Raw genomic sequence first — 15693 nt, 5'->3', positions numbered from 1 at the left:
AGTCGAGAGCCTCGGCCGATCAGCGCACGGCGGCCTGCGGTCGGCCGATCATCCCGCCGCCACCAGGAGCTCCGACTCCGCCTCCCGCCGCGCCATCCTGCGCAGCGGCCCGGCCGTGGCCGCCAGTTCCGCATAGGTCCCGCGTTGCACCACCCGTCCCTCGTCCAGTACGAGCACCTCGTCCACGGCTTCGAGTCCGGCCAGCCGATGGGTGATCAACAGGGTCGTACGGCCCTCGGTGGCGGCCAGCAGATCGGCGGTGAGCGCGTCGGCCGTCGCCAGGTCGAGATGCTCGGCGGGCTCGTCGAGCACGAGCACGGGGAAGTCGGCGAGGAGCGCCCGGGCCAGCGCGAGCCGCTGCCGCTGCCCGCCGGACAGCCGGGCCCCGTGCTCGCCGATCAGTGTGTCCAGGCCGTCGGGCAGGCTGTCCGCCCAGTCCCACAGACGGGCCCGCACGAGCGCGTCCCGCAGGTCGTCCTCGGTCGCGTCCTTCCTCGCGAGGAGCAGGTTCTCGCGCACCGAGCTGTCGAAGAGGTGCGCGTCCTGTGCGCACAGTCCGACCTGCCGTCGTACGTCGTCGCCGTCCAGCGCCTGCGCGTCCACACCCGCCAGCGTGTACGAGCCCGCGTCCGCGTCCAGGAAACGCAGCAGCACCTGCGCGAGCGTCGTCTTGCCGGATCCGGACGGCCCGACCACGGCGATCCGGCGCCCCTGCGCCAGCGTGAGGTCGACCCCGCGGACCGCGTCCCGGTCCTGTCCGGCGTGCCGGGCGGACAGCCCCTTCAGGACGACCGGGAACGGCGACACCGGTGCCTGCCGGGGCCGTTCCGGCTCACGAACGGGCTCGGGGGCGTCGAGGACCTCGTACACGCGCTGTGCGCTCCTGCGGACCCGCTGCCGGAACTGTGCGGCGAGCGGCAGCCCGAGGACGGCCTCGAACGCGGCCAGCGGCGTCAGGACGACGACGGCCATCGCCACCCCGTCCAGCCGCCCGGCGGCGACCGCCTGGGCGCCCACGGCGGCACTGGCGGTCACGGTCAGACCGCAGAGCAGCGCGGTCAGGCCGTCACCGAGCGCGGTGGCGGCCGCGGCCCGCGAGGCGATCCGGGTGAGTGCTCCGTCGGCCCCGCGGACCTCCTCGGCACGCACGGGCAGGGCACCGGCGACGGTCATCTCCGCGGTGCCGGTGAGCAGGTCGGCCACCCGGGTGGCGAGCAGGCCGCGGGCGGGGGCGAGGCGGTGTTCCGCCCGCCGGGCCACGGCGGCGGTCACCAGCGGCACCCCGGCCCCGGCCGCGAGCAGTCCGGCCGCGAGCACCGCGCCCGCCTCGGGCAGCAGCCAGGCCGTGAACGCGACGGATCCGGCGAAGACGAGCACGGCGGCTCCGGCCGGCAGCAGCCAGCGCAGCCAGTAGTCCTGAAGGGCGTCGACATCGGCGACGAGCCGCGCGAGCAGGTCGCCCCGGCGGGTTCGGCGCAGCCCGGCGGGCGCCAGCCGTTCCAGCCGTCGGTACACGGCGACCCGGGTGTCGGCCAGCATCCGCAGCACGGCGTCGTGCGACACCAGCCGCTCGGCGTAGCGGAAGACGGCCCGCCCGATCCCGAAGGCCCGGGTCGCGGTCACCGCCACCATCAGGTACAGCACGGGCGGCTGTTGCGAGGCCCGGGAGATGAGCCACCCGGAGGTGGCCATCAGTCCGACGGCGCTGCCGAGCGCGAGACCGCCGAGCAACAGCGCCAGGACGAGCCGTCCCCGCCGTGGGCCGGCCATGGCACGCACCCGGGTCAGGGTGCCGCGGGTGCTCGTCGTGACGCGCTCCGAGGCGTCGTCGGCGGCGGCGGACGTCTCCCCCGGCCCCGGCTCGACAGGACGTGCCGGGGTGCTCCCGGTCCCGGCCGCCTCGGGAACGGCCGACCCGGCGGGTTCCAGGCGCACCACCCGGTCCGCCACCGCCAGCAGGGCCGGCCGGTGCACCACGAGGAGCACGGTCCGCCCCACCGCCAGCCGCCGCACCGCCTCGACGACCTCGGCCTCGGTCGCGCCGTCGAGCGCCGCCGTCGGTTCGTCGAGCAGCAGCACGGGCCGGTCGGCGAGGAACGCGCGGGCCAGCGCGAGCCGCTGCCGCTGTCCGGCGGACAGACCCACGCCGTCCTCACCGAGCACCGTGCCGGTCCCGGCCGGCAGGGCGTCGACGAAGTCCAGCGCTCCCGCGTCCCGCAGCGCCCGGCGTACCGCCTCGTCGTCCGCCTCGGGGCGGGCCAGCCGTACGTTCTCCGCGATCGTCCCGGCGTACAGATGCGGCCGCTGCGGCACCCAGGCGATCCGGGACCGCCACTGTGCGAGGTCCAGGCCGGCCAGGTCGGCCCCGCCGATCAGGATCCGCCCCTCGGCCGGGTCCACGAAGCCGAGCAGGGCATGGAGCAGCGTCGACTTGCCCGCGCCGCTCGGCCCCACGAGCGCGACCGTCTCCCCGGCCTCGACGGCGAAGGAGGCCCCGGTGACGGCGTCCGCGGAACGTCCGGGGTACCTGACGGTCACTTGCTCGAAGGCCACCCCGCCCGTCGGCACGGCGGCCGTTCCCGTCGTCGGCACCGGAGTCTCCAGCACGGCGAAGATCTCCTCGGCCGCCGCGAGCCCCTCCGCCGCCGCGTGGTACTGCGCCCCCACCTGGCGCAGCGGCAGATACGCCTCGGGGGCGAGCACGAGGATGACCAGACCGATGTACAGGTCCATCTCGCCGTGGACCAGCCGCATGCCGATCGTCACGGCGACCAGGGCCACCGAGAGCGTCGAGAGCAGTTCCAGCGCGAACGAGGAGAGGAAGGCGATCCGCAGGGTGCGCATGGTCGCCTGGCGGTACTCGCCGGTGATACGCCGGATCGAGTCGGCCTGCGCCTTGGCGCGCCCGAACACCTTCAGCGTCGGCAGTCCCGCGACCACGTCGAGGAAGTGCCCCGAGAGCCGGGACAGCAGCCGCCACTGCCGGTCCATCCGGGACTGGGTGGCCCAGCCGATCAGCATCATGAACAGGGGGATGAGCGGCAGCGTGCCGACGATGACGGCGGCGGAGACCCAGTCCTCGGTGACGATCCGCGCGAGCACGGCCACCGGTACGACCACGGCCAGACCCAACTGCGGCAGACAGCGGGCGAAGTAGTCGTCGAGGGCGTCGACTCCCCGGGTGGCGAGGGCGACCAGCGATCCGGTGCGCTGACCGCTCAGCCATCCCGGACCGAGTGCCGCCGCCCGCTCCAGCAACCGCATCCGCAGTTCCGACTTCACGGCCGCGCTCGCACGGTGGGCCGCCAGTTCGGTGAGCCAGGCGACCGAAGCACGTCCGCCCGCGACGGCCGCCAACAGCATCAGGGGAGTGCCGAGTTCACCGATCGTCAGCCCGTGCTGGAACGCGCCGACCACCACCTCGGCGATGAGCATCGCCTGCGCGATGACCAGTCCTGCCCCGAGGGCACCCAGGCCGACGACCGCCACCAGGAAGAAGCGTGTGGCGCGGGCGTAGCGCAGAAGACGCGGATCGATCGGTTTCACGTGAAACATGCCCTTCGGACCAGAAGGGTGTGTTTCACATGAAACACACCCCTGATCGGACTCAGTGCGCGGCTTCGGCGAGGTGCTGCGTGCCGATCCGCTTGCGGAACACCCAGTAGGTCCAGCTCTGGTAGAGCAGGACGATCGGTGTGGCGATCGCCGCACACCACGTCATGATCTTCAGCGTGTACGGGCTCGACGAGGCGTTGGCGACCGTGAGGCTCCAGTCCGCGTTGAGCGAGGACGGCATGACGTCCGGGAAGAGCGACAGGAAGAGCATGGCCACGGCGGCCACGATGGTGAGACCGGAGAAGGCGAACGACCAGCCTTCACGACCCGCCTGGTTCGCCGCGAGCGCCGCCACCAGGGCCACCACGGCCACGACCAGGGCCACCAGACTCTTGCCGTCCCCGCTGTCGACCTGCGTCCACAGCAGGAAGACCAGCGCCAGCACGGCGGTCACCAGACCGACCACGAGCGCCAGCTTCCGCGCCCGCTCCCGGATGTCCCCGACGGTCTTGAGCGCGGTGAACACCGCGCCGTGGAAGGTGAACAGCGTCAGCGTCACCAGACCGCCGAGGATGGCGTACGGGTTGAGCAGATCCCAGAAGTTGCCGACGTACTCGAAGCTCTGGTCGATCTTCACTCCCCGCACGATGTTGCCGAAGGCCACACCCCACAGGAACGCCGGGATCAGGGAGGTCCAGAAGATCGCCGTCTCCCAGTTGCGCTGCCAGTTCTCCTCCGGCCGCTTGGCCCGGTACTCGAAGGCGACACCCCGGACGATCAGGCAGACCAGGATGATCAGCAGCGGCAGGTAGAAGCCGGAGAACAACGTGGCGTACCACTCGGGGAACGCGGCGAAGGTCGCACCACCCGCCGTCAGCAGCCATACCTCGTTACCGTCCCAGACGGGCCCGATGGTGTTGATCAGCACCCGCTTCTCCGGGCGGTCCCGGGCGAGCAGCTTGGTGAGGATGCCCACCCCGAAGTCGAAGCCCTCCAGGAAGAAATAACCGGTCCACAGGACGGCGATCAGGACGAACCAGACGTCGTGCAGTTCCATGACTGTGCAGCTCCCTCGGCCTAGTACGAGAAGGCCATCGGCTTGTCGGCGTCACGGTGGTCGCCGCCGATCTTCGTGGGCGGGTTGAGGTCGTCCTCGGTGAGCTCCGGCGGCCCTGCCTTGATGTACTTCACCAGCAGCTTGACCTCGACGACGGCGAGGATGGCGTACAGCGCGGTGAAGACGATCATCGAGGTGAGCACCTCGCCCTGGGAGACACCGGGGGAGACCGCCTGCCGGGTCTGGAGCACGCCGTAGACGACCCACGGCTGACGGCCCATCTCGGTGAAGATCCAGCCCCAGGAGTTGGCGATCAGCGGGAAGCCCAGGGTCCAGATCGCCACGAGCCAGTACAGCTTGCCGAGCTTCGGGCTGAGCGCCTTGTTCTTGAAGAGCACCAGGTGCGGCACCTCGTCCTCGCCGACCCTGAGGTGCTGGGCCAGCATGAACTTCTTGCGGGTCAGCCAGAGCCCGACCAGCCCGATGGCGAAGGACGCCATGCCGAAGCCGATCATCCAGCGGAACGCCCAGAAGGTGACGGGGATGATGGGCCGGTAGTCGCCGGGCCCGTACTTCAGCTGCTCGGCCTTGTTGGTGTCGTTGATGCCGGGGACGTACGAGTTGAAGTCGTCGTCGGCGAGGAAGGACAGTATCCCCGGGATGGACAGCTCGACGGTGTTGTGGCCCTTGCTGACGTCTCCGTAGGCGAAGATCGAGAACGGCGCGGAATCCTGGCCGTCCCAGAGCGCCTCGGCGGCGGCCATCTTCATCGGCTGCTGCTTGAACATGACCTTGCCGAGGGTGTCACCGCTGATCGCGGTGAGCAGGCCGGCGATGACCACGGTGACGAGGCCCAGCCGCAGCGAAGTCTTCATCACGGAGACGTGCTTCTTGCGGAACAGGTGGAAGGCCGCGATACCGACCATGAACGCGCCGCCGGTCAGGAAGGAGGCGGTGAGCGTGTGGAACGCCTGGGCGAGCGCGGTGTTCTGGGTCAGGACGTGCCAGAAGTCGGTGAGTTCGGCACGCCCCCTCACCTTGTTGATCCGGTAGCCGACGGGGTGCTGCATCCACGAGTTGGCCGCGAGGATGAAGTACGCCGACAGGATCGTCCCGACGGCGACCATCCAGATGCAGGCCAGGTGGATCTTCTTGGGCAGCCTGTCCCAGCCGAAGATCCACAGACCGATGAAGGTGGACTCGAAGAAGAAGGCGATCAGGGCCTCGAAGGCCAGGGGAGCACCGAAGATGTCACCGACGAATCGCGAGTAGTCCGACCAGTTCATACCGAACTGGAACTCCTGCACGATGCCGGTGACGACACCCATCGCGATGTTGATCAGGAAGAGCTTGCCCCAGAACTTCGTCGCCCTGAGGTATTTCTCGTTCTCGGTGCGCACCCAGGCGGTCTGAAGACCTGCGACAAGAGCGGCGAGCGAGATCGTCAGGGGGACGAACAGGAAGTGGTAGACGGTGGTGATGCCGAACTGCCAGCGCGCCAGCGTCTCCGGCGCCAAAGCCAATTCCACGTCGTCAGTCTCCTTACGTTGCCGCGATGTAGCGGCAGTTTGCCCCATTTGTCACATAAACCAGTGGAACAATCGGGACACGCTTGTGAACGCGTTCACATTCACAAGCAAGTATGGCGCATACCCGTTCGACGCGTGAGGGCCGGGGGGTCCTCAAGGGAGTCCCACCGGCCCGACCGTCCAGAGCCGTTCGGCCCCATCGAGGAGCACTACGACGTGAGGGGCGTCTGTTCCACGTGGAACAGACGCCCCTCACGTCGGCAGTTGAGCCGTCGAGCCGTCGAGCCGTCGAGCCGTCGAGCCGTCGAGCGGGAGCCCTACAGGTCCCTGCGGAATCCTTCCGCCACCTTCAGGAAGATGTCGTTCGCCTCGTTCTCCCCGATCGTCACCCGCACACCCTCGCCGGCGAACGGCCGCACCACGACGCCCGCCTGCTCGCACACCGCCGCGAAGTCGACGGTGCGCTCGCCCAGCCGCAGCCACACGAAGTTGGCCTGGGTCTCGGGCACCGTCCAGCCCTGGGCACGCAGCGCGTCGACCACGCGCGTGCGCTCGCACACCAGGGAGCCGACCCGCCCGAGCAGTTCGTCCTCGGCGTTCAGCGAGGCGACCGCCGCGTCCTGCGCGAGCTGGCTCACCCCGAACGGGACCGCCGTCTTGCGCAGCGCCGCGGCGACCGGTTCATGGGCGATGGCGAAACCGACGCGCAGGCCCGCCAGGCCGTACGCCTTGGAGAACGTCCGCAGCACACAGACGTTCGGGCGGTCGCGGTACAGCTCGACCCCGTCCGGCACCTCGGTGTCGCGGATGAACTCCCGGTACGCCTCGTCGAGCACCACCAGCACATCGCCGGGCACCCGGTCCAGGAAGCGTTCCAGCTCCGCCCGGCGCACCACCGTGCCCGTCGGGTTGTTGGGGTTGCAGACGAAGATCAGCCGGGTGCGGTCGGTGATCGCGTCCGCCATCGCGTCCAGGTCGTGCACGTCGCCCGGCGTCAGCGGGACCTGCACCGACGTGGCACCGTTGACCTGCGTGATGATCGGGTACGCCTCGAAGGACCGCCACGCGTACATCACCTCGTCGCCCGGTCCGGCGGTCGCCTGGATCAGCTGCTGGGCGACACCGACGGAACCGGTGCCGGTCGCCAGATGGGAGACCGGGACGCCGAAGCGGTCGGCCAGCTCGTTCATCAGGGCCGTGCACGCCATGTCCGGGTAACGGTTGAAGGCGGAGGCCGCGGCCGTCACGCTCTCCATCACACCGGGCAGCGGCGGGTACGGGTTCTCGTTGGAGGACAACTTGTACGCCACCGGACCGTCGGCCGCGGCGGGCCTGCCCGGCTTGTAGGTGGGGATCCCCTCCAGCTCGGCGCGCAGCTTGGGGCTCGTCTCGCTCACCGCAGTCCTCCTTGTGACCACCACCGCTTCCAATACTTCTCACCTTATGAGGATTCGGCGCGGCTGCGCACGGGTGATGCCCGACCTCTTCGCCATCGGAGCCGTCGGACGGGCTGAGCCCAAGCGTCACGGGAGTATCAGAGGCGTCACCGGACAGAGGCGCGCGCTCCAAGGGGGGCGTGTCGTACATATATCTACGCGCCGGTGGCTCACGCCGTGGCGCGCATCCCTCGTGAAGGTGAGTTGAGACCTCTTCGAGACATCGAGCACTTGGCAGGTCGGCGCACCCCGGCAAGTCACGTACTGCCCCTGAATCGATCAACTGACTTGCTTTCTAAGGCAGTTACCTGCGTACGACCTTGCAGAAACGTGCCTGTCAATACGTGCATATGCGCCCGCCCTACCCCACCGCATGAGCCCTACTATCGGCTCGCCATGACAGCAGCAGGGAAGCACCAGGTGAGCCGCGCGGAAACCGCACGCCGCGGCAGTCGGCCGGGCCGGGCGGGCATCAGGGATGTGGCCGCCGCCGCCGGGGTTTCCATCACGACCGTCTCCGATGCCCTCAACGGCAAGGGCCGGCTCCCCGACGCCACCCGACGCCATGTCCGCGAAGTCGCCGACCGACTGGGCTACCGCCCTTCGGCCGCGGCCCGAACCCTCCGTACCGGCAAGTCCGGCCTCATCGGCCTGACGGTGACGACGTACGGGGATGAACCTTTCACCTTCACGGAGTTCGCGTACTTCGCGGAGATGGCCAGAGCCGCCACCTCCGCCGCGCTCGCCCGCGGCTACGCCCTGGTGATCCTGCCGGCGACCTCGCGCCACGACGTGTGGTCGAACGTGGCCCTGGACGGCACGGTCGTCATCGATCCCTCGGACCAGGATCCGGTGGTCAGCGAACTGGTCCGCCAAGGGCTGCCGGTCGTCTCCGACGGCCGCCCGGCCGGCTCGCTGCCGGTCACCGCCTGGGTCGACAACGACCACGAGGCCGCCGTCCTCGGCATCCTCGACCACCTGGCCGACGCCGGCGCCCGACGGATCGGCCTGCTCACGGGTACGACCACGGACACCTACACCCGTCTGTCCACCACCGCGTACCTGCGCTGGTGCGAGCGCGTCGGCCAGGACCCGGTGTACGAGGCGTACCCGGCGCACGATCCGTGCGCGGGCGCCGTCGCCGCCGACCGGCTGCTCGCCCGCCCCGACCGCCCCGACGCGGTCTACGGCCTGTTCGACCCCAACGGCACCGACCTGCTGGCCGCCGCCCGCCGCTACGGGCTGCGCGTCCCGGACGACCTGCTGCTGGTCTGTTGCAGCGAGTCCACCGTGTACGCCAACACCGAGCCGCCCATCACCACGCTCTCGCTGAAGCCCCGTCGCATCGGCACAGCGGTGGTCCAGCTGCTCATCGACGCCATCGAGGGCGTGGAGTCGGACCTGCCGGTCGAGCAGGTGATACCCACCGAGCTGATCGTGCGTACCTCCTCGCAGCGGCGCCCGCCACGCACCACGGTCAGTCCGCCGAGGACTCCCGACCGGCGATAGCGAGCGCTCATGGGGCGGGCCGGGGCCCCTCGGGGCGCCTCGGCCGCGCGACGCCGCCGTGCGGCCCGCACAGGGGACGGGCCGCACCGGAGGCGGACCGCGCAGGGGAGCGGACCGGACCCGGGATCGGCCGCGGCGGCACTGCCGGCCGCGGTCGTCGCCCGGCCCCGGAGCGGTGGGCGGAGGCACCGGCCCGCTCCCCCGGCGCGACGCGTGAACCTGCCCGTCCCCGGCCCGGGAGAAGCGGAAGAAGGATCTGTTGACCGCCATGCCCCGGCCGCGGCCCGCCGGGAGCCCTCGCACCCGGCAGGCCAAGTCCGTCCACGGGGGTTCCCGATCCTGGGACAGAGCTGTGACATCGGCACCCGGCCCCTTTCGTGGACCGGCGGACGTCCTTGCCGACAGGCGGCCGAATACCGGACCAATCGGAGCAAAAGCCTCGGCGGACCGGAGTCCTGTTCTGATTCACCACCCCTGGGTCATCACACGGCACGATCCGCATTCCTATGATGGGCCCACGGCACCGTGGGCCACTGCGACCAGGCAGTCCGAAACGGTGCAGATGCGGCGCGATGGTGGAGGGGTCTGATGACTCAGGGGGCCGGTCAGGGACCCGAGGTGGAGCGGACGGCGACGTTGCGCGACTTCCGGGTGCCCGCGTACGTCCATGAGACCGGTCCGTACGCCCATGACGTCCACGCCGGCGAGGGCGTCGTACCCGTGGAGGAGCCGGTGGAGCATCCCGACGGGTACACGCCCACCCAGCGCGACCTGCCGGTGATCAACCGGGGCGACACCCTTCAGGTCGCCGTCGAACCGGCGTCCGCCACCGTCCCGCAGCCCGCCGACGGACCCGGCCCGCTGTACGTCGTCGGCGATGTGCACGGCTATCTCGACGAGTTGGTCGCCGCTCTCCAGGCCAAGGGCCTGATCGACGCGGCCGGCCAGTGGTGCGCGGGCACCACACGGCTGTGGTTCCTCGGCGACTTCACCGACCGCGGCCCGGACGGCATCGGCGTGATCGACCTCGTGATGCGGCTGTCCGCGGAGGCCGCCGCGGCCGGCGGCTACTGCAAGGCCCTCATGGGCAACCACGAACTGCTGCTGCTCGGCGCCAAGCGGTTCAACGACACCCCCGTCAACTCCGGCGCGGGCACGGCCACCTTCCAGGCGGCCTGGCTGCTCAACGGCGGCCAGAAGACCGACATGGACCGCCTCCAGGACCATCACCTCCAGTGGATGGCCCGCCTCGACGCCATCGAGGAGGTCGACGGCCATCTGCTCGTCCACTCGGACACCACCGCCTACCTCGACTACGGCGACTCGATCGAGGCGGTCAACGACACCATCCGCGAGGCCCTCACGCGCAACGACGCGGACGAGGTCTGGGACCTGTTCCGCAAGTTCACCAAGCGCTTCTCCTTCCGCGACGAGGGGGGCGCGGACGCCGTCCGCTCCCTGCTCGACATGTACGGCGGCACCCGCATCGTCCACGGCCACAGCCCGATCCCCTATCTGCTGGGCGAGGTCGGCTCCGAGGACGACGAGGACGGCAGCCGCCCCGTGGTCGACGGACCGCACGTCTATGCCGAAGGTCTCGCGATCGCGATGGACGGCGGTGTGACCATGGCCGGAAAACTGCTGGTCCAGCAACTTCCGCTGCCGGTCTGAGCGTTCGCGGGGCTCATCTCCGGCAGACGGCGCCTCTACAGGACGGCACCCAATTCTGGAAACCCTCTGTCAACCTGAGCCATGGCCGCTCTACTATCGGCTTATCCGTAGCAGGCTCCCCTCCGTTTCTGCCCGACGGCTCGTCGCCATGCGAGCCTCAAGCCCTACGGAGCATCGGGGGATGCACATGAACAGCGTTCCGCAGCACCTGCTGAGCGAGGACCGCCAGGAGTACGAGCGGGTCCTCGGCGAGGCGCTGCGCTCCGCACCACACCGCCCGGAACTCGCCGCTGTCGGACAGCGGCTCAACCCCGAACAACTGCGCACCATGGCGCTCAACGCCACCGCGCTCATCACGGCGGCCGCGGCGACCGAATACCAGCACTACGTGAAGGTCCGCGAGGAACTGCGCCAGCCGGCGCCGTCCACCCCTTCGTCGCCCATGTCCGTGTCCGGCTCCGCGGAGCCGGGGGCGGGCGCGATGGGGCTCGCCGCCACCATGGGGGAGGTCGCGGAGACCACCGGCGCAGGCGCCGTCGCCGTCGTCGCGGTCCTCGCCCCCGTCCTCGCCGGAACCGCCGCGGCGATCTTCCTGCTCGTGGGCTACATACTCAAGATGCTCGACCCCGAGCCGACGATCGCCCAGACCATGATCACCGCCGGATGGGTGTTCGGTGCCATGACGGCGGCCGCGATCCTCGTGGCCACCGTCGGTCTGCTGCTCACCGCGCTGCGCAACCGGCCCTCACTCGAAGCGGAATCGCAGGCCGCGCTCAACGAGGAACTGACCCGGGCCAGGGAGGCCTGGTGCGAGGCCCTCCTGGAGCGGGGCATCCTGCCGTTCCTGCGAGAAGCACTCGCCGAACCCGGCACGGCGGTCGCGGGACACCGCACCGCCCCGTCGGCGCCGACCGGCCGCATGCCCCGCCTCGGCTACGACCGTCCGGGCTTCACCAGCCCCGACGACGGCCCCGCCGCGGGGCCGCGCCCGAGCTACACGAGCCCGGACTTCACCAGCCCGGACTTCGGCGGCCCGGAGCACCAGCCGGAATAGCCCCTCGGCTTGCGCCCTCGCAGGGAAGGCGCAGGCCGAGCATCCGGCCATGTCCCGACGCGAGCACCGGCACCCGCGGCCGGTCGGAGCACGGACGATACGTTCGGACCTCAGTCCGCGATCGGCAGGTACACCCGGTTCCCGCTCGCCGCGAACTCCTTCGATTTCTGGAGCATCCCCTCGGCGATCTCCGCGGACGACGCCCCCTCGGCCGCCGCCCCGCCGAACCGCTCCGTGATGCTCTGGCTGATCTTCATCGAGCAGAACTTGGGCCCGCACATCGAGCAGAAGTGGGCCGTCTTGGCCGGCTCGGCCGGCAGTGTCTCGTCGTGGAACTGCCGTGCCGTGTCCGGGTCGAGAGCGAGGTTGAACTGGTCCTCCCACCGGAACTCGAACCGGGCGTCGGACAGCGCGTCGTCCCAGTCCTGGGCACCGGGATGGCCCTTGGCGAGATCGGCCGCGTGGGCGGCGATCTTGTAGGTGATGACACCGGTTTTGACGTCGTCACGGTTGGGCAGGCCCAGGTGCTCCTTGGGCGTGACGTAACAGAGCATCGCCGTGCCCCACCAGGCGATCATCGCGGCGCCGATGCCGGAGGTGATGTGGTCGTACGCCGGTGCGACGTCCGTGGTCAGGGGGCCGAGCGTATAGAACGGAGCTTCATCGCAGATCTCCTGCTGAAGGTCGATGTTCTCCTTGATCTTGTGCATCGGGACATGGCCCGGGCCCTCGATCATCGTCTGTACGTGGAAACGCTTCGCGATCCGGTTGAGTTCCCCGAGGGTCCTCAACTCGGCGAACTGCGCCTCGTCGTTGGCGTCGGCGATCGATCCCGGCCGCAGGCCGTCGCCCAGCGAGTACGTGACGTCGTAGGCGGCGAGGATCTCGCACAATTCCTCGAAGTTCTCGTACAGGAACGACTCCTTGTGGTGCGCGAGACACCAGGCCGCCATGATCGAGCCGCCGCGCGAGACGATGCCCGTCTTGCGGTTCGCCGTGAGCGGTACGTACGGCAGCCGGACGCCCGCGTGGACGGTCATGTAGTCCACGCCCTGCTCGGCCTGTTCGACGACGGTGTCCTTGTAGATCTCCCAGGTCAGTTCCTCGGCCCTGCCGTCGACCTTCTCCAGGGCCTGGTAGAGCGGCACCGTGCCGATGGGAACGGGGGAGTTGCGCAGCACCCACTCCCGGGTGGTGTGGATGTTGCGGCCGGTGGACAGGTCCATGACCGTGTCGGCGCCCCAACGGGTCGCCCAGGTCATCTTCTCCACCTCCTCCTCGATGGAGGAAGTGACGGCGGAGTTGCCGATGTTGGCGTTGACCTTCACCAGGAATCGCTTGCCAATGATCATCGGCTCGATCTCGGGATGGTTGACGTTCGCGGGCAGCACCGCCCGGCCCGCCGCGATCTCCTCGCGGACCACCTCGGGGTCCACGTTCTCCCGGATGGCCACGAACTCCATCTCGGGCGTGATCTCGCCGCGGCGCGCGTAGGCGAGCTGGGTGACCGCCCGGCCGTCGCGGCTGCGGCGGGGCTGGCGTGGCCGTCCGGGGAAGACCGCGTCGAGGTTGCGCAGCCCACCGCGCGGTGAGGTGTGCTTGATTCCGTCGTCCTCGGGACGGACGGGTCGGCCCGCGTACTCCTCGGTGTCTCCACGTCCGACGATCCAGTTCTCCCGCAGGGGTTGCAGGCCCCTGCGGACATCGGTCGCGTGGAACGGATCGGTGTACGGGCCCGATGTGTCGTACAGCGTGACCGACTGCCCGTTGGTGAGGTGCACCTGACGAACCGGCACCCGCAGGTCGGGGCGTGAGCCCTCGACATACGCCTTGTGCCAGCCGATCGACGTTCCGGCCTCCTGGGGCTGTTCGCCCTGATCGGAGGCAGGAGTGCGCGCGTCCTTGTTGGTCATGAGACCTACTCCCTACGCCGGCATTACCCGGTAACAGGTTCAGCGGTCGACGCAGCGGCTTCCGTCAACAGAAGTTTCATGTGAAACATCACTCGTTCCACGTGAAACATCGCAAAGACGGAGGTCAGCGCCCTCTCAGCCCGGTGCTCCGAGCTCCCGCGTGTGCAAAGGTGCCTCCACGCTAGCGTCATGTGTGGCGCGGTGAACAGTGGGCCTCCGCCGTTCTTGCGATGATCGGGCGGTGACCACGACCCAAGAGCCTCCGTACCCCCTTCCCGAGCCGCCGCGCAGGCCCGGCGTCGGCCACGGCAATGGGAGCGGTGGCAGCATCGGTCCGGGGCGCGCTCATGACTTCAGCGAGGGGCAGCACTACGAGCGGAGCTCCGAGCACGGGCAGATCCACGGACGGGGGCAGGGCCCGGACCACGGTCCCGGCGACGGTCACGGTCCCGGCGACGGTCACGGCCACGGCCACGGCCACGGCCACGGCCACGGCCACGGCGACAACGAGCGGAACCCGGGTTCAGGCGGCGGACACGGCCATACGCACAGCCATGGGCCGGCCGCCCCCGTCTCCAAGCACCTGCGGAAGGTCATCGCGGCGGTCCTCGTGCCCTTCGCGGCCGCGGTGGTGGTCGGGCTGATGGTGCTGTGGCCCGGTGGCGCTCCGGCGCACGAGCGCACCGGCGTCGGGTTCGACCGGCAGACCCAGCAGGCCACGGTCACCCAAGTGGTGAACGTGAGCTGCGCCTCGGTGAACGCCTCGGGCGGCGGCGGCACCTCGACCGGTGGCGGTTCGGCCGCCGGGGGCTCGTCCGCCCAGCAGAAGTCGAACAGCACCTGCAAGAAGGCGACGATCCAGGTCGGTACCGGTTCGGACAAGGGCCGCACCTTCACCGAGATCATCCAGCCGGACCAGTCACGGCAGTTGCACGAGGGCGAGAAGGTCGTGGTCGCCTACGAGCCCTCCGCGCCGAAGGACCTCCAGTACTCGGTCACCGACGTCAACCGCCGGATCCCGGTCACGGTGCTCGCAGGCATCTTCGCCCTCGCCGTGGTGGTCGTCGGACGGCTGCGGGGCGTGATGGCGTTGGTGGCACTGGCCATCAGCTTCATGATCCTGAACTTCTTCATCCTGCCCGCCATCCTCCAGGGTTCGAACCCGCTGGTCGTGGCGGTGGTGGGGTCGAGCGCCATCATGCTGATCGCCCTGTACCTGTGCCACGGACTGTCGGCGCGTACCTCCGTGGCGGTGCTCGGCACCCTGATCTCGCTGCTCCTGATCGGCGTACTCGGCTCGCTGTTCGTCGACTGGGCCGCGCTCACCGGCAACACCGACGACAGCACCGGCCTGATCCACGGCCTGTATCCGTCGATCGACCTGAGCGGTCTGCTGCTCGCCGGCGTCATCATCGGCTCGCTCGGTGTCCTCGACGATGTGACGGTGACACAGACCTCGGCGGTCTGGGAGCTGCACGAGGCGAATCCGTCGATGGGCTGGCGGGGCCTGTACCGCGCGGCCATCCGCATCGGCCGCGATCACATCGCGTCCGTCGTGAACACCCTGGTCCTCGCCTACGCGGGCGCGGCCCTGCCGCTGCTGCTGCTGTTCTCGATAGCGCAGAGCAGCATCGGGACGGTCGCCAACAGCGAGCTGGTCGCCGAGGAGATCGTGCGCACGCTGGTCGGCTCGATCGGTCTGGTCGCCTCGGTGCCGGTCACCACGGCGCTGGCGGCCCTGGTGGTCGCCGCGGACCGGCAGGGCCTGGAGAGCGCCGCGGCAGCGGTTCCGGCGGGTGACCAGCCGAGCGTTGCACGCGGTGGACGGGGGCGTCGGCGCAAGCGGTGACCCCGCTCGGGATCACCCGGTCGGACGGCGGCCGGAAGGCCCCACGAGCGCCCCGGCCCGACGGTGGCACCGGCGCACCTCCCGAGCCCCACGGAAGCGTTCCTACGGGCCCCCACGCCC

Annotated in this window: 9 protein-coding genes; 4 read left to right on the top strand and 5 right to left on the bottom strand. The window is 70.0% G+C overall.

Annotated elements, in window-relative coordinates; all coding sequences use genetic code 11:
• Positions 1-48 precede the first annotated feature (48 nt).
• The 4 genes from cydD to hisC form a co-directional block, all read right to left on the bottom strand.
• The gene (cydD, locus tag FNH09_RS12110) at positions 49-3555 is read right to left on the bottom strand and encodes a thiol reductant ABC exporter subunit CydD (RefSeq protein WP_152887028.1); all 3507 of its coding nucleotides are present in this window, start codon (positions 3553-3555) and stop codon (positions 49-51) included.
• Between the two features lie 52 nt (positions 3556-3607).
• The gene (gene cydB, locus FNH09_RS12105) at positions 3608-4612 is read right to left on the bottom strand and encodes a cytochrome d ubiquinol oxidase subunit II (RefSeq protein ID WP_152887026.1); all 1005 of its coding nucleotides are present in this window, start codon (positions 4610-4612) and stop codon (positions 3608-3610) included.
• Between the two features lie 20 nt (positions 4613-4632).
• Positions 4633-6141, bottom strand: a complete 1509-nt coding sequence (locus tag FNH09_RS12100) for a cytochrome ubiquinol oxidase subunit I (RefSeq protein ID WP_162468456.1) — start codon at positions 6139-6141, stop codon at positions 4633-4635.
• A gap of 317 nt (positions 6142-6458) precedes the next feature.
• Complete coding sequence (gene hisC / locus FNH09_RS12095; protein ID WP_162468455.1) at positions 6459-7538, bottom strand: histidinol-phosphate transaminase; 1080 nt, start codon at positions 7536-7538, stop codon at positions 6459-6461.
• A gap of 435 nt (positions 7539-7973) precedes the next feature.
• Here hisC and FNH09_RS12090 point away from each other — a divergent pair, with 435 nt between their 5' ends.
• The 3 genes from FNH09_RS12090 (at position 7974) to FNH09_RS12080 (ending at position 11811) form a co-directional block, all read left to right on the top strand.
• Entirely contained in the window at positions 7974-9086 is a 1113-nt protein-coding gene (locus FNH09_RS12090; RefSeq protein ID WP_152887020.1) for a LacI family DNA-binding transcriptional regulator, read from the top strand.
• 588 nt (positions 9087-9674) lie between these two features.
• The gene (locus FNH09_RS12085; RefSeq protein WP_152887018.1) at positions 9675-10757 is read left to right on the top strand and encodes a metallophosphoesterase; all 1083 of its coding nucleotides are present in this window, start codon (positions 9675-9677) and stop codon (positions 10755-10757) included.
• Between the two features lie 181 nt (positions 10758-10938).
• Complete coding sequence (locus tag FNH09_RS12080; RefSeq protein ID WP_152887015.1) at positions 10939-11811, top strand: hypothetical protein; 873 nt, start codon at positions 10939-10941, stop codon at positions 11809-11811.
• 110 nt (positions 11812-11921) lie between these two features.
• Here the strand turns inward: FNH09_RS12080 and thiC are convergent, their stop codons facing one another.
• Entirely contained in the window at positions 11922-13724 is a 1803-nt protein-coding gene (thiC, locus tag FNH09_RS12075) for a phosphomethylpyrimidine synthase ThiC (protein WP_152887013.1), read from the bottom strand.
• Between the two features lie 241 nt (positions 13725-13965).
• Here thiC and FNH09_RS12070 point away from each other — a divergent pair, with 241 nt between their 5' ends.
• Positions 13966-15573, top strand: coding sequence for a YibE/F family protein (locus FNH09_RS12070; protein WP_162468454.1), 1608 nt, complete (start codon positions 13966-13968; stop codon positions 15571-15573).
• The last annotated feature ends 120 nt before the right edge of the window (positions 15574-15693 follow it).

The organism is Streptomyces adustus (genome assembly GCF_009377175.1).
GTDB lineage: Bacteria > Actinomycetota > Actinomycetes > Streptomycetales > Streptomycetaceae > Streptomyces > Streptomyces adustus.
This window is presented reverse-complemented; position numbering and strand designations above follow the sequence as displayed.

What these genes read in the sequence shown, in the direction of transcription:
- cydD (WP_152887028.1), bottom strand. Translation starts at nt 3,555, where the DNA reads ATGTTTCACGTGAAACCGATCGATCCGCGTCTTCTGCGCTACGCCCGC.
- cydB (WP_152887026.1), bottom strand. Translation starts at nt 4,612, where the DNA reads ATGGAACTGCACGACGTCTGGTTCGTCCTGATCGCCGTCCTGTGGACC.
- FNH09_RS12090 (WP_152887020.1), top strand. Translation starts at nt 7,974, where the DNA reads ATGACAGCAGCAGGGAAGCACCAGGTGAGCCGCGCGGAAACCGCACGC.
- FNH09_RS12085 (WP_152887018.1), top strand. Translation starts at nt 9,675, where the DNA reads ATGACTCAGGGGGCCGGTCAGGGACCCGAGGTGGAGCGGACGGCGACG.
- FNH09_RS12080 (WP_152887015.1), top strand. Translation starts at nt 10,939, where the DNA reads ATGCACATGAACAGCGTTCCGCAGCACCTGCTGAGCGAGGACCGCCAG.
- thiC (WP_152887013.1), bottom strand. Translation starts at nt 13,724, where the DNA reads ATGACCAACAAGGACGCGCGCACTCCTGCCTCCGATCAGGGCGAACAG.